The sequence below is a fragment of the Caldimonas sp. KR1-144 genome (assembly GCF_049446155.1).
GTDB lineage: Bacteria > Pseudomonadota > Gammaproteobacteria > Burkholderiales > Burkholderiaceae_C > Rivibacter.
In genome coordinates this window covers 263,477-278,874 of record NZ_JBMSEE010000001.1, presented here as the reverse complement: position 1 = coordinate 278,874, position 15,398 = coordinate 263,477, and the positions used below count along the sequence as shown (strand labels likewise).

Below are 15,398 nucleotides of genomic sequence, written 5' to 3'. Positions count from 1 at the left end.
AACAGGGAGGTTGGGGACGGGATTCCTGGCCAGCGGGTCGCCCGAAAAGCGTTAGGCGGGTTGACGGGACCGGCTGCCGTACTCGCGCTCGAGTTCCTTCAGCCGGGGGTCGTTGAGGCGGATGCCATTCATGGCGGCGAAGGCCTGGCCGTACTCAATCAGGCTCGCGCCGCGCCGGCGGCTCATCGTTGTGGTGGACTCGCGCACGTTGACCAGCTCGCCCTCCAGGCCGCGAACGAACTCGACGTCGTCGCCAGTGGCCTTGGCGTGGCCGCTGATCAGGAGCACCTTCCACTCGCTGGCGGTACGCTCGCGGCCGTCCCATATCAGCCCGGACTTCGCGAAGTCGCCACACATCGCGTGGAAGCGCTGCTTCTGCCCGTCGTTCATAGAGGGCGACGCGATGAGCACCGTGTAGTCATCGGGCGACTCATCGATGGCGGCGTGCGCCCGGCGGCGCGCTTCGGGGTGGGCCAGGACGAAGAAGCGGCGTTCGCTCATGAGGCCTCCAGCTGTAGGACCTCGGGCCGGCCGGCGGCGCGCGCGATGCCGCGCATGCGCTCCACCCACTCGGCACCAAGAGCGCGGCGCTCGTCGCGCGAGATCTCGATCAGCAGGTCGAACTGCGTATGGCAGCCGACCAGGCCGAAGCGCGGGCCGCACAGGGGGAACGAGCGGGTATCGCAGACCTTCAAGGCCATGCCCTTCTCGAAGTTGTCGTGCGCGCACTGGCTGTAGCCGGCGACGCCGCACCAGAAACAGGGGAACGAGGCGACGAAGCGCCGGTAGTCTTCGGAGCGGATCAACACCGACTTCGGCGCGGCCACGACGTCACCAGCCACGGGCGTGCCGAGGCGAAAGCCCGGCAGCACGCGCAACGGTGCGGCCATCGGAGGCTGGTAGGCGGGGCGCTTGAAGCCGGAGCGACGCATCACTTGATCTCGAGCCGAACGCCTTGCACCATGTGAGCGCCAGGCACTTCCTTGCCCGCCTTGATGGCTTCCTTGATGGCCGTCTTGTCGGGCGCCGGCGGCGGCGGCTCCGGCTGCCGCATGAACTCGGCAGGGATCAGCCCGGGCTCGTTGATCACGACGCTGGCCGGGTTGTTCTTCACCGTCAGGGCGAAGTGCGGAGATTCGATCTTCGTGATCCCCGTCGCCTGCATGTTCTGGAGCAGGTAGGCGGTCAGCCGCTCGGCGCGAGCTTCCAGCGCCTTGCGGCGCGCGGCCATCGAAGCCTCGGCTTCCTTGATCGATGCCGCGAGCGACTGCATGTTGCGCACGACCATCGCGGTGTTGACCGCCTTCACCTCGAGATCGCCGGAGAGGCTCTCGAGGGTGTCGGCCAGGGTTTGCTCGTCGAGGTCGAGATCAGCGAGCGATGCGGCTGCGGCGCGGTACTCCTGCGCCAGGACATACAGAGCGGTCATGGATGATCTCCTTGGGGGTGGCTGCTCACGCGTAGCGGGACATGCGACGAGCGCTCGGTGCGGCCATGTCGAAGGCCGGCGATGCGGTCACGAAGGGAATGTCGTCGTCCATGTCGTCGAACGACGAGCCGCCACCGCCACCCTGGCCGTTGCTGGCGGGCTTCGTGGAGCTCTTGGACGTCTTGATCGGCCTGTCGCGCAGCCTGGAAACGAGGCGGCTCAGCTGCTCGGGCTTGACCTTCTTGTCGAGGATCTCGCTCGCGGTGAGCTCGGTGTCGGCTTGAAAGACGCCTGCCAGCACCATGCGTGTGCCGATCCCGCCGCCCTTCTTCTCGTACTCCTCGGCCTCGAGCAGCACGCCGATCGGCTTGTTCATCAGGTCGGGGAAGCACGAGGCGTCGACATCGATCTCGGCATTGGCGGTCGAGTCCCACTTCTTCACGCGCACCGTCTGAGGCTTGATGTCGCGCAGCTTCAGGCACGTCATCAGCGCCATGACGAAGCCGAAGCCGATGCTGATGACGGTGCCGTCGCTCTTCTTCGTGTAGAGCGCGAAGCGGGCCTTCTGGCCGTCACGGCTGACGAACGAGAAGTCGATGCCCTGCGTGCCGCTCGAGGCCTTCACGTCTTCGGCGCGCGTGAACGTGCCGATGTACTTGCCGGTCTCGTGGATGACGCTGCCGTGTTGATCGGCCTTGCGTGCCTGGTCGGTGTTCAGTGCGTACACAGTGCTTCCTTTCGTTGCTGTGCGTGGTGGGTGATCAGGCGGCGTCCTTCAGTGGCTCGATGCCGTAGAAGGAGCAGATGGATTCGTCGACGGAGGCCAGGTCGTTGCCGATCAGCTGGTCCGCGAACATGTCCATGGGCGACTTGACGGTGTCGCTGCCGTTGTTCTGCGTCGCGAACAGGTAGGAGCCGTCGCGGACCACCGTGCGCAGGACGATGGTGAACATGCCTTCGACGGTGATCTTTTCGTCGAGCATCTTTCCGATCGTCTTGATCTTCACGCGCCCGGTGTCGTCGCTCTGCGTGTGCGCGAGGATGTAGACGCGGCGCCGGTCAGCAAGATCGGACGCGGCGCGCAGGATGTTCCAGGCGTGCTTGCCGATGTCCGTGAACTTGTCGAAGCCCTTCTCGTCGCTGCGGCGCATGTACTCGTTCGCCATGACGTACTGGAAGTCATCGATCACGACGATCTCGTCACCGGACGAGCGCAGCACGCGCTCGATCAACTCCGGGTTGTCGGTCTGGATGACGTTGCCTTCAGCCTTCAGCGACGGGCGAACCTTCCAACCGGTCGACTTGAACGGCAGCGGCTTGCGGATCGCTTGGATCAGCAGCGTCTTGCTGGGGTCGAGATTGCGAAGGCTCGTGCTCTTGCCGGTGCCCGACTCGCCGAGGATCAGAGTTGCGATGCTCATGTGCTTGCCTTTCGTGCTGTGCTTCGTATTGCTGTTGCTCGAGCTGCTGCTGTAGCTGCCAGGGGTCGGCGCCGTCCATGACGGCGGGTCAGTTCGCCCAAGGCCACACCAGCCGCAGGAGGCGGCGCGCGAGGCTCGGGGTCGTTGCGATGCGCACGCGGCGCGTGCGGCGGAAGTTCCAGCTCTCTCCGATCACTTCGGTCGGCTCCTTCGGTCCTTGCCACCAAGCCATCGGATCCGGGAAGGCTTCTTCGCGGGTCCGCGGGTGGCGGCGCGTGGTGTCGTTGGTCGCGGCCATGTCAGCCTCCGAAGAACGCGCCCGGATGCGCAGCACTCGCGGCGATCGACAGCAGCAGCACGACGACGGCGAGAACGATCCCGCGCGCGGTGTCGAACATGTCGTCGAGGTCGGCCTTGCAGCGCTCCGGGTGCGGGCAGGCCTCGTGGCCCTGGCGGCACTCCTCGCCGATGCAGGCCGGCACTTCGGTGCAGCGGTGCAGGCGGGTGTCGATCGGCGTGCTCACAGCGACACCGCCTTCAGCACCACGTGCGTCCAGAGCACAGCGTCGAACGTGCCGAGCAGCACGATCAGGATGGGGTTGGCAGCGGTCACAGCGGCTCTCCCGCAACCTCTTCGCCGAGGCTGACGACCTTCTCGAACAGGTAGTTCTGCAGCTCACGCGTGCAGTCCTTCCAGCCGTGGCGCAGGTGTAGGAACTCCTCGATCAGCGTCGCGGCCAGTTGCTTCGTGCCACCGATCTCGAAGACTCGTTCCGACACGAAGATCGTTCCGCTCTCGGCGAGACCGAGCACGCCATCGCCCAGTGCCTCGACGACCTTGATCGGGTAGGCGCTGACTGGCCAACCGCAGCCCTCACAGAACGTGATGGCTCGCTCGAGGCTCTTGCGCTGCACCGGCGTCAGCGTGATCTCGCGTGGCTTGATCTCCGACTTCGTGTGCGTCTTCCACACACGCAGTGCCGTGGCGTTGATGCCGGATACCTTGTGCGCGGTGAGGTCGCCGACGACCTTCAGGAACGTCGGGCTCGGTTCGACCGACCAGCCGTCGAAGTCAAGGACGCCCTCAAGCGTGTCCTCACGCGCCGTCAGCACGGTGCGCAGGATCTCTTCGTCATCGCTGCGAAGTAGCGCGGTCGCGATGCGGTGCGCCGGCATCCACTGATGCTTGACGGTGCGGTCCTCGGTCAGCTCGAGGTGCCCGGTCTCGTTGTACGTGAACAGGCCGGACTTCGGGAACGTCTGAACACGCACGCCGCGGTAGAAGAAGCCGGGGCCGGTGCGGCGCCGGATCTCGACCGTGTCGGCAACGGCGTAGGCCTGATCCTCGAGCAGGAACATGTGCCGGTCCGAATGGATGCCGGCGAAGAGGTCGCCCTCGACAATGATCTTGGTGCGTCCGGCCTCGGGCGCTGGGTAGTTGAGCGCGCGCGTCGCAGTGCCACCCTCGTCCTTGCAGTTGCAGGCGATCTCGCGGTAGGCCATCCACGGCTCCCACGTCTTGCCAAGCTCGGTCGTGAAGCCGAGGTGCTGAGGCTCGCCGTCGCCGACCTGCATCGTGACGATGTCGAAGACCTGTCCGCGGACGGATTCGGTCGACAGACCGAAGGTCACGACCTGTTCGCCGCTGTAGACCGTGATTTGGTGCTTCAGGCGCAGCAGCACGGCGATGGCGTACTTCAAGCCAGTGCCGAAGAAGCCGATCGGGTTGCTGCCTTCCTTCACGCTCACGCCGAAGGTGCTGATCGAACGGATGTCGATCTCGCCGGGGTTCTCGAAGAGGACCGTGTTCATGCCGCGCCCCCCATCTCGATCGCCATCTCTTCCTCGTGGAAGGCCACATAGCGGTCACGCGCGCCGCGCCAGAACAGCTGCGCCGCCGCCTGCAGGGCAGGGCACGTCGAATCGCACGCCGCCATCGCAGCGATGCGCAACAGGTCGTCGAAGTGCCTGTCGGGGCCGGCAAGGTCGTCGCCCATCACGTAGGCCAGCGTGGCGCGCGGGCGCTGCGGGCCGAGACCCGGCGTCGCGATCACGGTCTGCGGGCCGCTGATCACCGCCTGGTCGAACTCGCGCGCCAGCACGGTCCGTGCATCGATCGCCTCAGCGTCGCGCTGGTCGATGAGCCTCAGGTGCCGCTCGGCGTCCTTGATCGGGCTGCCGTGGGCCTCGCCCGGCCAGAAGGACCGGTCTGCCGGCTGGTGCATCGCTGCCATCTGAGTCCCCTGTTCGTTGAACCGTGAACGCATTGAACCATAGTTCAAGCGTTGATGCAACTATGGTTCATTTTGGGCGTGCGCAGCGATTACCTATAGAGGTACGTAGTGGGGTGCTTACGTGAAAAAGCCCGCTCAAGGCGGGCTTGGTCGGAGAGCGCTGGGCTTGGTCAGCGATCCAAGGCCGGCAGCTCGGTCACCGTCTTATGGAAGTCGTCATCCACATCGATCCGCGTGATGCGTGAGGGATCGACCTCGGAACATAGGTACAGCGTGATGTTGCGGCCGGTCCACCATGGGCCTACGACAACGCCCGAGCCCAAGCTCGGGTGCTGCTCCATCGGCGATTCGGATGCCATCATTGCTGTGTCCTTTGCAGCGACTCTACCGCCGCGCCCCACCAAGTCAATGGCTCAGCATAGGTGATCCGCTCGGTCCCGGAGCCGAAGTTGTAGAAGAGCAGCCAGTCGCCGTCTTCCTGGGCCATGAAGCCGCGCCAAACGTGCATCGGGTTCTGCGGGCTGGGCGACAGGTAGGGGTTGCCGCGGTCCCTGGTCCAGGGGCCTTGATGGGTGGGCGCGTAGGCGTAGCCGATGCGGCTGGTCAACGGCTCTTCGCCCGGCCGCTCGGGCCGTGAGCTCCCGGCGTTGTAGACCATCATCCACGAGCCGTCGCTCAGCCGAATGCGCTGGGCGCCGCCGAGCCAGCCGTGATCCCAGGCATTGACGTCGGTCGACGGGAGCATCACGTCGTCGGGCTGTTTGGCGAACGGGCCCGCAGGGTTCGGGGCGGTCGCGCGCAGCATCCGCTCGGCCAGGCCGAATAGCGGCAAGGGCTGGTCGGGCGCGCCCATGTAGACCAGGTCGATGACACCGTCCTTGACCACCGCCGAGGGCGTGTCGGTGCTGAAGCCGTCACGAGATCCCGGCGCGCCCTTGGCGATGACCGTGCCGGTGCGGCTCCATGGCCCTTTCAGCCCCGGTGCCGAGAAATGGGCGATCGACTTGCTGGCCAGGTCGCCGTCAAAGCTCGCGGCGTAACCGTGGTAGGCGCCGCCGATGCGCGCCGGGCGCCCGTGCTCATCGGTCAGCACCACGAACTTGTGATATCCGTCGAGGCCTTCGAGCGAGACGGGCTCACTCCACTTGTTGCGCAGGCCGTTCGCGGTCGCGTAGAGCGTGCGCACGTGCGGCGCGCCCTTGGCGGTGCGGAACATGTACATCAACCACTCGTCGCCGTCGCGGACGATCTGCGGGTCGCCGGTGATCGTGCCGGGCTGGCTCGCGACGATGACACCGGTCGGCTCAAGGCGAGTGCCGGCCGGCTCGGTAGAGCATCCGGCCAACGCGGCCGCCGCCAGGGCAGCGATAAAGGCGGTCTTCATCTCGTGTTGCTTCAGGGCTTAAGCTCGCCAGTGTGTGGGCGATGTCAACTGGGGCGGCCCACGAAGAAGAGGGGGAGACGGCCAAAAGAAGCGGTGTGTGCGTCATCGTTCACGGTTGGCGAGGGCCTGTCATCCATCGCCGATCCGGTTCCCTAAAAGCCTGTTGGCCGATCGTCCTCTCGAATCATCGACCGCAGTTCATCATCGATCGACAAACACATCCCCCGGCTCCATGTCGGGGACTCGCAGGCCTCCCCCACGCAGTGGACCGAGAAGCGCCGACGCGGGCGGGTTAGGGCGATCACGAACCCCGTGTAGTGACCCGCCCGCGCGTCTTCGAGCAGCTGCTCGAGCGCCTCGATCGTCACTGCCGAGATGTGGCCGCGGACCAGCTCCAGCCTCATGGCTTCGCCTTCTTCGACCGCGCTTGAGGCTTCGCACCAAGATCGAACCCGGTGCCCCTGACCTTGCCACCCCTTGGCGCAGCACTCGCGCGCGGCGGGGGCGGTGATGGCGCTGGAGGAGGCGCCTCGTTCGGCTCCTCCGGGGGGACATAGCCGGTAGCCTGCGTCTCGCGCTGGTACTCAGCCCGAATGTCCTTGAACCACGCTTCTTGCTCCGCGAGCTTAGCGGTCGTTCCCTTGGCTGCGATCTCGAACAGGCGGCGCCCCTCGCTCATAACCAGCGCCTCGGCGGCGTTGCGCATGTTCTCTGGCGTGTGGAACCAGATCGCCGGGGTGACTCGGCGGAAAGGCCACTGCCTGGTCGAGTGCATCTCGCCCTCACCGGTGGCCAGCCAGTCGGAGTCGCAGCCCAGGAAGCGCGCGACGAAGGCGTTGTTCCTGCACGTTGCCGTAGCCCGGCCGTCGAACAGCTTCTTGGCGCCGGTGTAGCTGATGTCCAGCGCCGCGGCCAAGGCGGGCACGCCGATGTTGCCGGCTGCCTTCATTGCTGCGCGCAGCCGCTTTCCGTACTCGACCTTCTCGTGGTCCTTGGCGGGGTCCTTGTCATCAACCATGGTTGAGAGTGTGCCGTCACTGCGCAGGAGATATCGGATACGCAGCGCTCGCGGTTGCTGAACTATGGTTGCATCCATGCGTGAACTATGGTTCAATGAGTCATGCTGAAAACCGAAGCCATCGAACAGCTGGGCGGAACTACGGCCGCGGCCGCCGCAGCGATCGGCGTCACTTACCAGGCGGTCGACAAGTGGCCAGACGTGCTTCCGCCGCGCATCGTGGACCGGGTTCAGGCAGCCCTCTATCGCAAGGCCCAAGGCCTCCCGACGCCGGCGCCGGGCCCCGCGGTCCGAGACGAGCAGGCGGCCTAACCCATGGCCCCGCAGTCCCCGTCCATGCTGTTGGCAAAGGCCTGCTGCGAGCACGGCGTGCCGTTCGTCTCGTTCGGCCGCGGCATGCCGCTGGTCATGGCGATCGACGCGCAGTGCCGTCTGCCGCGGGAAGCGGCCAACGACGAGGGCCTCACCGGCCCGCAGGCGGCCTGAATGCATCACGCCGCCCATCGCCTGACTGCCTCGGCGTGCGCGCGCAGCTCGTCGGCCTCGCCGTCGATCGCCTTTGCCTGGTCTTCGAACCGCTTCGCCGCGACGGCGAACCAGTGGCGCAGCCACGACTGCAGGTCTTCGTCTGCGCGGGCTGCCTCTCGTGCTTTGCGTGTGTCCATGCGAAGCAGTCTCGTTTTTTTGCCCGCCGCGCAGACGGCAACAGACGGAAACACGCAATGACGTCAGTTCCCGTGTCCCAGCTCACGCTGAACTTCGAGCCGGCGCTGCCGGAGCGATTCAAGACGCTGCGGGCCTACCTCGCGCACCGGGTCAACGTGCACTCCAAGCCGGCCAAGACGATCGCGGCCGGCATGGACATGTCGCCCTCGATGCTGTCGCGCAAGCTGACCGCCGGGGTCGATCCCGACGACAAGGACACCCAGCGCTTCAACTGCGACGACCTCGAGGCCTACCTCGCCGAGACCGGCGACGTGGCTGCGGTCATGGAGTACCTCGCTGCCAAGTTCATGGGCGGTGGTGACGAAGGCCGTCGCGCGCGTGCCATCAGCAGCGCCGAGCGCCTGTTGGCCGAGCTGTCGCGCGTGCTGCCCACGTTGAAGGAGGGCGCATGAACTGCAAGCAAGGCGACCTCGCTTCGCCCGCCGCCGCCATCGCGGCCACACATCGCACCGCCGCAGCATGCGCCGATCGTCTGTGCGGCATCGGTGCGGTGGCGCACGCAGAGAGGGATGCCGCATGAATCAGACCTGCCTCGGCTCGCTCATCGAGTCCCTGCTGAACGTGGCGATCGGCTACGGCGTCGCGCTGGCGTCGCAGCTGGCCATCTTCCCTCTGTTCGGCATCCATGTGCCTCTGTCGACCAACGTCGCGATCGGTGCGTGGTTCACCGTCATCAGCGTGGTGCGCAGCTACGTGCTGCGCCGCTGGTTCAACGCGCGTCTTCAGGGTGCCGCACGCCGGCTCGCGGAGGCTGCACGGTGACCGATCCGTACCTGCAGTTCTTGCGCGAGAAGATCAACCTCGCGCGCTTCACTGGCTTCGACGTCGACCCGGAGGAGATCAACCCGGCGCTGAAGCCCCACACGCGCGACATCGTGCGCTGGATGCTCAAGGGCGGCAGCCGCGCGGTGTTCGCCAGCTTCGGCCTGCACAAGACCGCGACGCAGCTCGAGTGGCACCGCCTGATCGGCGTGCACCGACCAGGCCTGCGCCTGCAGGTACTGCCGCTCGGCGTGCGCCAGGAGTTCTTCCGCGAGGCCGCGCTGCGCTTCACCGGCGACCACGCCATCGACCTGCGCTTCATTCGCCGCGACGAAGAGATCGGCGACGAGCGCACGATCTACCTGACGAACTACGAGAGTGTGCGCGAGGGCAAGGTCACGCCGAGCCTGTTCCGCGCCGCCGGCCTCGATGAGGCCAGCATCCTGCGCAGCTTCGGCTCGAAGACCTACCAGGAGTTCCTGCCCGCCTTCGCGCCGGTGGAGTTCAAGGAGGTCGCCACCGCGACGCCGGACCCGAACCGCTACAAGGAGCTGATCCATTACGCCGGCTACCTCGGCGTGATGGACACCGGCCAGGCCCTGACACGCTTCTTCCAACGAGATAGCGAGAAGGCCGGCAACCTGACGCTGTACCCGCACAAGGTGCAGGAGTTCTGGCTCTGGGTGGCGAGCTGGGCCGTGTTCATCACGAAGCCCAGCGACCTCGGCCACGACGACACCGGCTACGTGCTGCCTGAGCTCGACGTGCGCTGGCACGAGATCCCGAGCGACTACGGTGCCGCCGGCGCCGACAAGGTGGGGCAGGGCCTGCTGATCCAGGACGTCGCCATGAACCTGCCGGCCGCCGCGCGCGAGAAGCGCGACAGCATGCCGGCGCGCGTGGAGAAGGTGCGCGAGCTGATCGCCGAGTCGCCCGAGGATCACTTCATCGTCTGGCACGACCTCGAGGACGAGCGCCACGCGATCCAGGAGGCGATTCCCGAGGCGGTGAGCGTGTGGGGCACGCAGGACCTCGACGAGCGCGAGGACCGGATCATGGACTTCAGCGACGGCAAGTTCCGCCTGCTGTCGACCAAGCCCGTGATCGCCGGCAGCGGCTGCAACTTCCAGCGGCACTGCGCACGCGAGATCTTCGCGGGCATCGGGCACAAGTTCAACGACTTCATCCAGGCGGTGCACCGCGTCTATCGGTTCGGCCAGCAGGGCCAGTGCCGCATCGACATCGTGCACACCGAGGCCGAGCGCGAGATCGTCGCCAGCCTCAAGGCGAAGTGGCGCCGCCACGATGAGCAGCAGGTCGCCATGGCCGAGCTCGTGCGCACCTACGGCCTCGACAACCTGGCGATGCAGGACTCGCTGGCCAGGACCATCGGCGTGGAGCGCCGCGTCGTCACCGGCGAGCGCTTCGAGGTCGCGCACAACGATGCGGTGCTCGAAGCCCGGGCCCGGCCGGCGAACTCCGTCGACCTGATCGTCACGTCGATCCCGTTCGCGAACCACTACGAATACACGCCGTCATACAACGACTTCGGCCACACCGAGGGCAACGACCACTTCTGGCGGCAGATGGACTTCCTGACGCCTGAGCTGGTGCGCATCCTCAAGCCCGGCCGCATGGCGTGCATCCACGTCAAGGACCGCGTGCTGTTCCAGAGCGTGACCGGCTTCGGCGCGCCGACGATGGACTACTTCCACGAGGAAGCCGCGTTCCATCTCCGCAAGCACGGCCTGCACAAGATCTGCTCGATCGTCGTCACCACCGACGTGGTGCGCGAGAACAATCAGACCTACCGCCTGGGCTACAGCGAGATGCTCAAGGACGGCACGAAGATGGGCACCGGGTGCTCGGAGTACGTGCTGGTGTTCCGCAAGCCCCAGACCGACCTGGCGCGCGGCTATGCGGACGAGCCGGTCAAGCACACGCCCGACAGCTACAGCCTCGCGCGCTGGCAGGTCGACGCGCACAACTACTGGCGCTCGAGCGGCGACCGTCTCCTGACGGCCGACGAGATGGCCGCCATGGGCCCGGGCAAGCTGCCGAGCTTCTTCCACGCGGACAGCCTGCGGCACGTGTACGACTACCAGCGCCACGTCGCCATCGGCGAGGCGCTGGCCGAGCGCGACGCGTTGCCGAAGCTGTTCGCCTGCCTGGCGCAGGGCAGCCCGGATCCGAACGTCTGGACCGACGTCGCACGCATGCGCACGCTCAACGGCGAGCAGGCGAACCGCGCCGTCGAGAAGCACGTCTGCCCACTGCAGTTCGACATCGTCGATCGACTGATCGAGCGCTTCAGCAACCTCGGCGACCTCGTCTATGACCCGTTCCACGGGCTGGGCACGGTCGGCGTGCGTGCCATCAAGCTCGGTCGGCGCGCCGGCGGCAGCGAGCTGAACGCCGACTACTTCCGCGACCAGGTGCACTACCTGCAGGCGGCGGAGCGCGAGCACGCGATGCCGACGCTTTTCGACTTCGAGGAGGCAGCATGAGGGACTACGGCCGCGTCCACAGCGCCTTCTGGTCAAGCGAGTCCGTCGCGCGCCTCAGCGATGACGGGAAGCTTCTCGCGCTGTACCTGATGACCTGCTCGCACAACACGATCGCGGGCGTCTTCAGGCTGCCCGACGGCTATGTCGCCGAGGACACGAAGTGGACCCCGGAAAGGGTTGCGAAAGGGTTTGCGGAACTGTTGGAGAACGGTTTCGCGACCCGTTGCGACCGGACTAACTGGGTCTGGATCTTCAAGCACCTCGAGTGGAATCCGCCCGAGAACCCGAACCAGCGCAAGGCCGCCGCGAAGGTGGTTCACCAGGTGCCGCGCAACTGCGCCTGGCGCGCCGACTTCCTTGCCGAGAAGGGCTGGGCAGTAGGCCTGGAGCCTGAGCCTCTCGATCCTTCGGAAACCGTTTCGAAACCGTTGCCGAACCCTGTCGCTAACCAGGAACAGGAACAGGAACAGGAACAGGAACAGAAGCAGGATCAGGAGCAGGAACAGACCTTCGGTCTCGTCGGCGATGCCGCCGACCAGGGCGGCCCGAAGAGGCCCACGGTCCCATGCCCGTACGACGCCATCGTCGACGCTTACCACCGCCTCCTTCCCGAGCTGCCCAAGGTCCGTCTGCGCGACGGGCCGACTTGGAAGGGACGCCAGAAGGTGATGCGCGATTTCTGGGGCTGGGTTCTCTCCAGCCGCAAGAGCGACGGCACGCGCCGCGCGGAGACGGCGGAGCAGGCTCTGGCCTGGATCGACCAGTACTTCAGCCGGGCGCGTGACAACGACTTCGTCATGGGCCGCACCCCGCGCGGCGCCGGGCACGAGAACTGGAAGCCGGACGTCGAGTACCTGCTGAGCGCGCGCGGCATGAAGCAGGTAATCGAGAAAACGCAGGAGGCCGCCGCATGACGCGGGAGGAAGCCATGCAGCGCGATGACGACGCTGTGGCGCGCCTACGCGTGCCGCCGCACTCGCGGGAGGCCGAGCAGTCCCTTCTGGGCGGGCTGCTGATCGACAACTTCGCTTGGGATCGCGTCGGCGACATCCTCGTCGAGGCTGACTTCTACCGGCACGAGCACAGGCTGATCTTCGTGGCGATCGCGATGCTCGTGAACGCGAACAAGCCGGCTGACGTCGTGACGGTCGCTGAGTGCCTCGAAGGGCAGGGCAAGCTGCATGACGCCGGCGGGCGGGCCTACCTCAACGACCTGGCGCAGAGCGTGCCCAGCGCTTCGAACGCACGGCGCTACGCCGAGATGGTGCGCGAGAAGTCGATCCTGCGGCGCCTCGTTGCGAACGCGGACGAGATCGCGACAGCCGCTTTCAACCCGAACGGCACCGCGCTGGAAACGCTGCTCGAGGACTCAGTCCAGAAGCTGATGTCGATCGACGCTGGCGTGCGCGAAGACGACTGGGAGCCAGCCGAGGCCGGCATCGTCCAGCTCGTCGACCACATCAGCGACGTCGCCACCGGCCAGAAGAAGCTCGACGTGATCTCGCTGGGCATCCCTGAGCTCGATGAGCGCCTCGATGGCGGCGGCCGGCCCGGCGAGCTGATCGTGATCGGCGCGCGCCCCAGCATGGGCAAGAGCGCGCTGGGCGCCACCATCAGCCTGGCCACGGCCGAGGCGGGCGAGCCGACTTCGTTCTGGACCGGCGAGATGCCCCGGCAGCAGCTGTGGACCCGGATGATGTCGATGAAGTCGCACATCCACCTCAGCCGCCTGAAGCGCCCCGAGCGCCTGCGCGATTACGACTGGGGCAACGTCACCGACAGCGTCGAGAAGCTGCGGACCCTGCCGCTGTTCGTCAACGACGTTCCGGGCCTGACGATCAACAAGCTGCGCAGCAAGGCGCGCGCGGCGAAGCGCAAGCACCGCATCCGCGTGCTGGTCGTCGACCACCTCAGCCTGATGGAGCCCACGGACCCGAAGGCGCCGCGGGTGCAGCAGGTGGGCGAGATCACGCGCGGCTTGAAGCGCCTGGCAAAGGAACTCGGCGCCGTCGTGATCCTGCTGGTGCAGCTCAACCGCGACGTGCAGAAGCGCCCGGATCCGACGCCGATGCTGCCCGACCTGCGCGAGTCCGGAGACATCGAGCAGGACGCAGACATCGTGCTCTTCGTGCACCGGCCGATTTACTACAAGCCAGACCTCGGCGATGAGTGGAAGTACTACGCCGAATTGATCGTCGCGAAGTTGCGCGACGGCGCGATCGGGAAGGTTCCCAGCATGTTCGTCGGCGAGAACGTGCGCTTCATGCCCTGGCCGAAGGACACGCCGATCCCGACCAGCCAGGTCCGAACCCGAAAGGAGTCGTTCGAATGAGCGAATCGCCCGTCCACGTGGTCCTGTGGGACCACCAGAACCACCGATTGATCGTCGGCACCCAGGAGCAGGCCGACAACGCCGGCATGGCCGCGTTCCTGGAGAACCAGCCGGGCATGGCGACGGTGCGGCGCAACCTGACCGGCGAGCAGGCCGACCAACTCGTGCGCAGCTACCGGCAGCTGATCGAAGCGCGGATCCGCGGCAACGGAGTGATCGCAGCATGACCATCATCGAACACATCCTCTTCTTCGTCTCGACGGCAGGCGAGTCCGGCTGCGGTGCGCAGCAGATCTTCGCTGCGGTCGAGATGCACTTCACCAGCCGCAGCGTCGTGATGGCGCAGCTGACGAAGCAGGGCCGCGTGTTCCGCGCTGGCCCTCATCACACGCGATGGGTCAAGTACTTCGCGCGCGCCGAGTGGGCCGAGGCCTGGGCGCCGGTGGCGGCCGAGCTGCAGCGGCAGAACAAGGAGGGGCGCAGCGAGCACGTGAACGCGCGCCGCCGGCGCCGCCACCACGAGCGCCGCGCCGAAGGCTGGACACCGAAGAAGCAGGTGTGGGTGCCGAAGGCGCAGCGCGTCGCCCAGCCGCCGCCGCAGGTCGAACCGCTGAAGCTGGCACCGAAGCCGGCGCCGAAGCAGCTCTTGCCCGCGCCGGTGAAGACGCCTGCCGCGAAGAAGCCGGCGCAGATCGTCGGCATGGACACCGCGAAGCACATCAGCTGCCCGCCGTGCCAGGTCGAGCGGTACCGCGTCGACGGGCCTGTGATCGGCGGGTTCGCGTCGATGGGCGTCGGTCGCTACCTCGAGGAGGCCGCTGCATGACGACCATCCTCGCGATCGACCCCGGCACCACAGAAAGCGGTTGGTGCCGCTACGGCCTCGGCAAGGTCATCGAGAGCGGCGTCGAACCCAACGACGCAATGCTGACGCGGCTCTACCAGCGAGTCGGCTTCGACCTCCTCGCGATCGAGATGGTCGCCAGCTACGGCATGGCCGTCGGGCGCGAGGTTTTCGAGACCTGCGTGTGGATCGGCCGCTTTCAGCAGCAGTTCGCCGAGCCCGGAAAGGTCCGACTGGTCTACCGCAAGGACGTGAAGCTGCACCTGTGCGGCTCGCCGCGCGCGAAGGACTCAAACATCCGACAGGCGCTCATCGACCGCCTCGGCGCTCCTGGCACGAAAAGGGCGCCCGGCGGCACCTACGGCGTCAAGTCGCACGCGTGGCCCGCGCTGGCCGTCGCGGTGACGGTATCCGACTCGCTGCCGCGTCCCGCCGCAGTCCTGAACCCCGAGCTGCTGGAGGCATTCTGATGGTCTCGACCGCGCTGCTGGTCTTCTTCATGGTCCTGCACGGCATCTGCGCCGGCGCGAGCCTCGCGGCACTGTCGAAAGACGTGCTGCCGAGGGGCGACGCGAAGCGCCCGACGCGGCGCGCGGCCGTGTTCCATCTGCTCTACGAGCTCGCCATCGCACTCGCGTGCGTGTGGGCGCTGTTGGTGGAGGGTCGCGTGCAATGACGCAACTCTGCGGCAGCCATCTGCACTTCTACGCCTGCCTCAGCCGCGGCGATCGGTGCGCAGCG

The 15,398-nt window shown here is 66.7% G+C and carries 25 protein-coding genes; 11 read left to right on the top strand and 14 right to left on the bottom strand.

Annotated elements, in window-relative coordinates; all coding sequences use genetic code 11:
* Nucleotides 1–51 precede the first annotated feature (51 nt).
* The 13 genes from ACO2TI_RS01410 to ACO2TI_RS01350 all read right to left on the bottom strand — a co-directional run bounded on the left by ACO2TI_RS01410 (nt 52) and on the right by ACO2TI_RS01350 (nt 7,486).
* Complete coding sequence (locus tag ACO2TI_RS01410) at nt 52–501, bottom strand: recombination protein NinB (RefSeq protein WP_423281634.1); 450 nt, start codon at nt 499–501, stop codon at nt 52–54.
* Entirely contained in the window at nt 498–932 is a 435-nt protein-coding gene (locus ACO2TI_RS01405) for a hypothetical protein (protein WP_423281633.1), read from the bottom strand. Before ACO2TI_RS01405 ends, ACO2TI_RS01410 begins: the two co-directional genes overlap by 4 nt.
* Nucleotides 932–1,429, bottom strand: coding sequence for a siphovirus Gp157 family protein (locus ACO2TI_RS01400; protein WP_423281632.1), 498 nt, complete (start codon nt 1,427–1,429; stop codon nt 932–934). Before ACO2TI_RS01400 ends, ACO2TI_RS01405 begins: the two co-directional genes overlap by 1 nt.
* Nucleotides 1,430–1,454: 25 nt before the next feature.
* Nucleotides 1,455–2,156, bottom strand: coding sequence for a hypothetical protein (locus ACO2TI_RS01395; RefSeq protein WP_423281631.1), 702 nt, complete (start codon nt 2,154–2,156; stop codon nt 1,455–1,457).
* Between the two features lie 34 nt (nt 2,157–2,190).
* Complete coding sequence (locus ACO2TI_RS01390) at nt 2,191–2,850, bottom strand: ATP-binding protein (RefSeq protein ID WP_423281630.1); 660 nt, start codon at nt 2,848–2,850, stop codon at nt 2,191–2,193.
* 88 nt (nt 2,851–2,938) lie between these two features.
* Nucleotides 2,939–3,148, bottom strand: coding sequence for a hypothetical protein (locus tag ACO2TI_RS01385; RefSeq protein ID WP_423281629.1), 210 nt, complete (start codon nt 3,146–3,148; stop codon nt 2,939–2,941).
* A 1-nt stretch (nt 3,149) separates the two neighbouring features.
* The gene (locus ACO2TI_RS01380) at nt 3,150–3,374 is read right to left on the bottom strand and encodes a hypothetical protein (RefSeq protein WP_423281628.1); all 225 of its coding nucleotides are present in this window, start codon (nt 3,372–3,374) and stop codon (nt 3,150–3,152) included.
* Between the two features lie 85 nt (nt 3,375–3,459).
* A complete protein-coding gene (locus tag ACO2TI_RS01375; protein ID WP_423281627.1) occupies nt 3,460–4,662 on the bottom strand; it encodes a hypothetical protein in 1,203 nt (400 codons plus the stop codon).
* A complete protein-coding gene (locus ACO2TI_RS01370; protein ID WP_423281626.1) occupies nt 4,659–5,144 on the bottom strand; it encodes a hypothetical protein in 486 nt (161 codons plus the stop codon). Before ACO2TI_RS01370 ends, ACO2TI_RS01375 begins: the two co-directional genes overlap by 4 nt.
* Before the next feature lie 110 nt (nt 5,145–5,254).
* On the bottom strand, nt 5,255–5,446 hold the full coding sequence (locus ACO2TI_RS01365) for a hypothetical protein (RefSeq protein ID WP_423281625.1): 192 nt from the start codon (nt 5,444–5,446) through the stop codon (nt 5,255–5,257).
* Nucleotides 5,443–6,468, bottom strand: coding sequence for a hypothetical protein (locus ACO2TI_RS01360; protein ID WP_423281623.1), 1,026 nt, complete (start codon nt 6,466–6,468; stop codon nt 5,443–5,445). The genes ACO2TI_RS01365 and ACO2TI_RS01360 overlap by 4 nt, the downstream gene beginning before the upstream one ends.
* Before the next feature lie 152 nt (nt 6,469–6,620).
* On the bottom strand, nt 6,621–6,872 hold the full coding sequence (locus ACO2TI_RS01355) for a hypothetical protein (protein WP_423281622.1): 252 nt from the start codon (nt 6,870–6,872) through the stop codon (nt 6,621–6,623).
* On the bottom strand, nt 6,869–7,486 hold the full coding sequence (locus ACO2TI_RS01350; RefSeq protein ID WP_423281621.1) for a hypothetical protein: 618 nt from the start codon (nt 7,484–7,486) through the stop codon (nt 6,869–6,871). Before ACO2TI_RS01350 ends, ACO2TI_RS01355 begins: the two co-directional genes overlap by 4 nt.
* Nucleotides 7,487–7,588: 102 nt before the next feature.
* Between ACO2TI_RS01350 and ACO2TI_RS01345 the strand changes: the two genes are divergently transcribed.
* On the top strand, nt 7,589–7,798 hold the full coding sequence (locus tag ACO2TI_RS01345; protein ID WP_423281620.1) for a hypothetical protein: 210 nt from the start codon (nt 7,589–7,591) through the stop codon (nt 7,796–7,798).
* 24 nt (nt 7,799–7,822) lie between these two features.
* Complete coding sequence (locus tag ACO2TI_RS01340) at nt 7,823–7,972, top strand: hypothetical protein (protein ID WP_423281619.1); 150 nt, start codon at nt 7,823–7,825, stop codon at nt 7,970–7,972.
* A gap of 5 nt (nt 7,973–7,977) precedes the next feature.
* Here ACO2TI_RS01340 and ACO2TI_RS01335 read toward each other — a convergent pair whose 3' ends face one another.
* A complete protein-coding gene (locus tag ACO2TI_RS01335) occupies nt 7,978–8,151 on the bottom strand; it encodes a hypothetical protein (protein ID WP_423281618.1) in 174 nt (57 codons plus the stop codon).
* 57 nt (nt 8,152–8,208) lie between these two features.
* Between ACO2TI_RS01335 and ACO2TI_RS01330 the strand changes: the two genes are divergently transcribed.
* From ACO2TI_RS01330 to ACO2TI_RS01290, 9 genes are all read left to right on the top strand, one after another.
* Entirely contained in the window at nt 8,209–8,604 is a 396-nt protein-coding gene (locus ACO2TI_RS01330; protein WP_423281617.1) for a hypothetical protein, read from the top strand.
* A 124-nt stretch (nt 8,605–8,728) separates the two neighbouring features.
* Entirely contained in the window at nt 8,729–8,974 is a 246-nt protein-coding gene (locus ACO2TI_RS01325; protein WP_423281616.1) for a DUF7220 family protein, read from the top strand.
* Entirely contained in the window at nt 8,971–11,481 is a 2,511-nt protein-coding gene (locus ACO2TI_RS01320; protein ID WP_423281615.1) for a DNA methyltransferase, read from the top strand. The genes ACO2TI_RS01325 and ACO2TI_RS01320 overlap by 4 nt, the downstream gene beginning before the upstream one ends.
* The gene (locus tag ACO2TI_RS01315) at nt 11,478–12,395 is read left to right on the top strand and encodes a hypothetical protein (protein WP_423281614.1); all 918 of its coding nucleotides are present in this window, start codon (nt 11,478–11,480) and stop codon (nt 12,393–12,395) included. Before ACO2TI_RS01320 ends, ACO2TI_RS01315 begins: the two co-directional genes overlap by 4 nt.
* On the top strand, nt 12,392–13,813 hold the full coding sequence (gene dnaB / locus ACO2TI_RS01310; protein WP_423281613.1) for a replicative DNA helicase: 1,422 nt from the start codon (nt 12,392–12,394) through the stop codon (nt 13,811–13,813). The genes ACO2TI_RS01315 and dnaB overlap by 4 nt, the downstream gene beginning before the upstream one ends.
* Entirely contained in the window at nt 13,810–14,040 is a 231-nt protein-coding gene (locus ACO2TI_RS01305) for a hypothetical protein (protein ID WP_423281612.1), read from the top strand. Before dnaB ends, ACO2TI_RS01305 begins: the two co-directional genes overlap by 4 nt.
* Nucleotides 14,037–14,639, top strand: a complete 603-nt coding sequence (locus tag ACO2TI_RS01300) for a hypothetical protein (RefSeq protein ID WP_423281611.1) — start codon at nt 14,037–14,039, stop codon at nt 14,637–14,639. The genes ACO2TI_RS01305 and ACO2TI_RS01300 overlap by 4 nt, the downstream gene beginning before the upstream one ends.
* Nucleotides 14,636–15,127, top strand: a complete 492-nt coding sequence (locus ACO2TI_RS01295; protein WP_423281610.1) for a hypothetical protein — start codon at nt 14,636–14,638, stop codon at nt 15,125–15,127. The genes ACO2TI_RS01300 and ACO2TI_RS01295 overlap by 4 nt, the downstream gene beginning before the upstream one ends.
* The gene (locus ACO2TI_RS01290; protein ID WP_423281609.1) at nt 15,127–15,333 is read left to right on the top strand and encodes a hypothetical protein; all 207 of its coding nucleotides are present in this window, start codon (nt 15,127–15,129) and stop codon (nt 15,331–15,333) included. Before ACO2TI_RS01295 ends, ACO2TI_RS01290 begins: the two co-directional genes overlap by 1 nt.
* Nucleotides 15,334–15,398 lie beyond the last annotated feature (65 nt).

Bases quoted from the DNA above. Each gene is read 5' to 3' on its own strand.
- ACO2TI_RS01335 (WP_423281618.1), bottom strand. From the start codon at position 8,151: ATGGACACACGCAAAGCACGAGAGGCAGCCCGCGCAGACGAAGACCTG.
- ACO2TI_RS01315 (WP_423281614.1), top strand. From the start codon at position 11,478: ATGAGGGACTACGGCCGCGTCCACAGCGCCTTCTGGTCAAGCGAGTCC.
- ACO2TI_RS01330 (WP_423281617.1), top strand. From the start codon at position 8,209: ATGACGTCAGTTCCCGTGTCCCAGCTCACGCTGAACTTCGAGCCGGCG.
- ACO2TI_RS01325 (WP_423281616.1), top strand. From the start codon at position 8,729: ATGAATCAGACCTGCCTCGGCTCGCTCATCGAGTCCCTGCTGAACGTG.
- ACO2TI_RS01410 (WP_423281634.1), bottom strand. From the start codon at position 501: ATGAGCGAACGCCGCTTCTTCGTCCTGGCCCACCCCGAAGCGCGCCGC.
- ACO2TI_RS01390 (WP_423281630.1), bottom strand. From the start codon at position 2,850: ATGAGCATCGCAACTCTGATCCTCGGCGAGTCGGGCACCGGCAAGAGC.
- ACO2TI_RS01300 (WP_423281611.1), top strand. From the start codon at position 14,037: ATGACCATCATCGAACACATCCTCTTCTTCGTCTCGACGGCAGGCGAG.
- ACO2TI_RS01375 (WP_423281627.1), bottom strand. From the start codon at position 4,662: ATGAACACGGTCCTCTTCGAGAACCCCGGCGAGATCGACATCCGTTCG.
- ACO2TI_RS01345 (WP_423281620.1), top strand. From the start codon at position 7,589: ATGCTGAAAACCGAAGCCATCGAACAGCTGGGCGGAACTACGGCCGCG.
- ACO2TI_RS01305 (WP_423281612.1), top strand. From the start codon at position 13,810: ATGAGCGAATCGCCCGTCCACGTGGTCCTGTGGGACCACCAGAACCAC.
- ACO2TI_RS01340 (WP_423281619.1), top strand. From the start codon at position 7,823: ATGCTGTTGGCAAAGGCCTGCTGCGAGCACGGCGTGCCGTTCGTCTCG.
- ACO2TI_RS01400 (WP_423281632.1), bottom strand. From the start codon at position 1,429: ATGACCGCTCTGTATGTCCTGGCGCAGGAGTACCGCGCCGCAGCCGCA.
- ACO2TI_RS01385 (WP_423281629.1), bottom strand. From the start codon at position 3,148: ATGGCCGCGACCAACGACACCACGCGCCGCCACCCGCGGACCCGCGAA.
- ACO2TI_RS01355 (WP_423281622.1), bottom strand. From the start codon at position 6,872: ATGAGGCTGGAGCTGGTCCGCGGCCACATCTCGGCAGTGACGATCGAG.
- ACO2TI_RS01360 (WP_423281623.1), bottom strand. From the start codon at position 6,468: ATGAAGACCGCCTTTATCGCTGCCCTGGCGGCGGCCGCGTTGGCCGGA.
- ACO2TI_RS01365 (WP_423281625.1), bottom strand. From the start codon at position 5,446: ATGATGGCATCCGAATCGCCGATGGAGCAGCACCCGAGCTTGGGCTCG.
- ACO2TI_RS01350 (WP_423281621.1), bottom strand. From the start codon at position 7,486: ATGGTTGATGACAAGGACCCCGCCAAGGACCACGAGAAGGTCGAGTAC.
- ACO2TI_RS01405 (WP_423281633.1), bottom strand. From the start codon at position 932: ATGCGTCGCTCCGGCTTCAAGCGCCCCGCCTACCAGCCTCCGATGGCC.
- ACO2TI_RS01290 (WP_423281609.1), top strand. From the start codon at position 15,127: ATGGTCTCGACCGCGCTGCTGGTCTTCTTCATGGTCCTGCACGGCATC.
- dnaB (WP_423281613.1), top strand. From the start codon at position 12,392: ATGACGCGGGAGGAAGCCATGCAGCGCGATGACGACGCTGTGGCGCGC.
- ACO2TI_RS01295 (WP_423281610.1), top strand. From the start codon at position 14,636: ATGACGACCATCCTCGCGATCGACCCCGGCACCACAGAAAGCGGTTGG.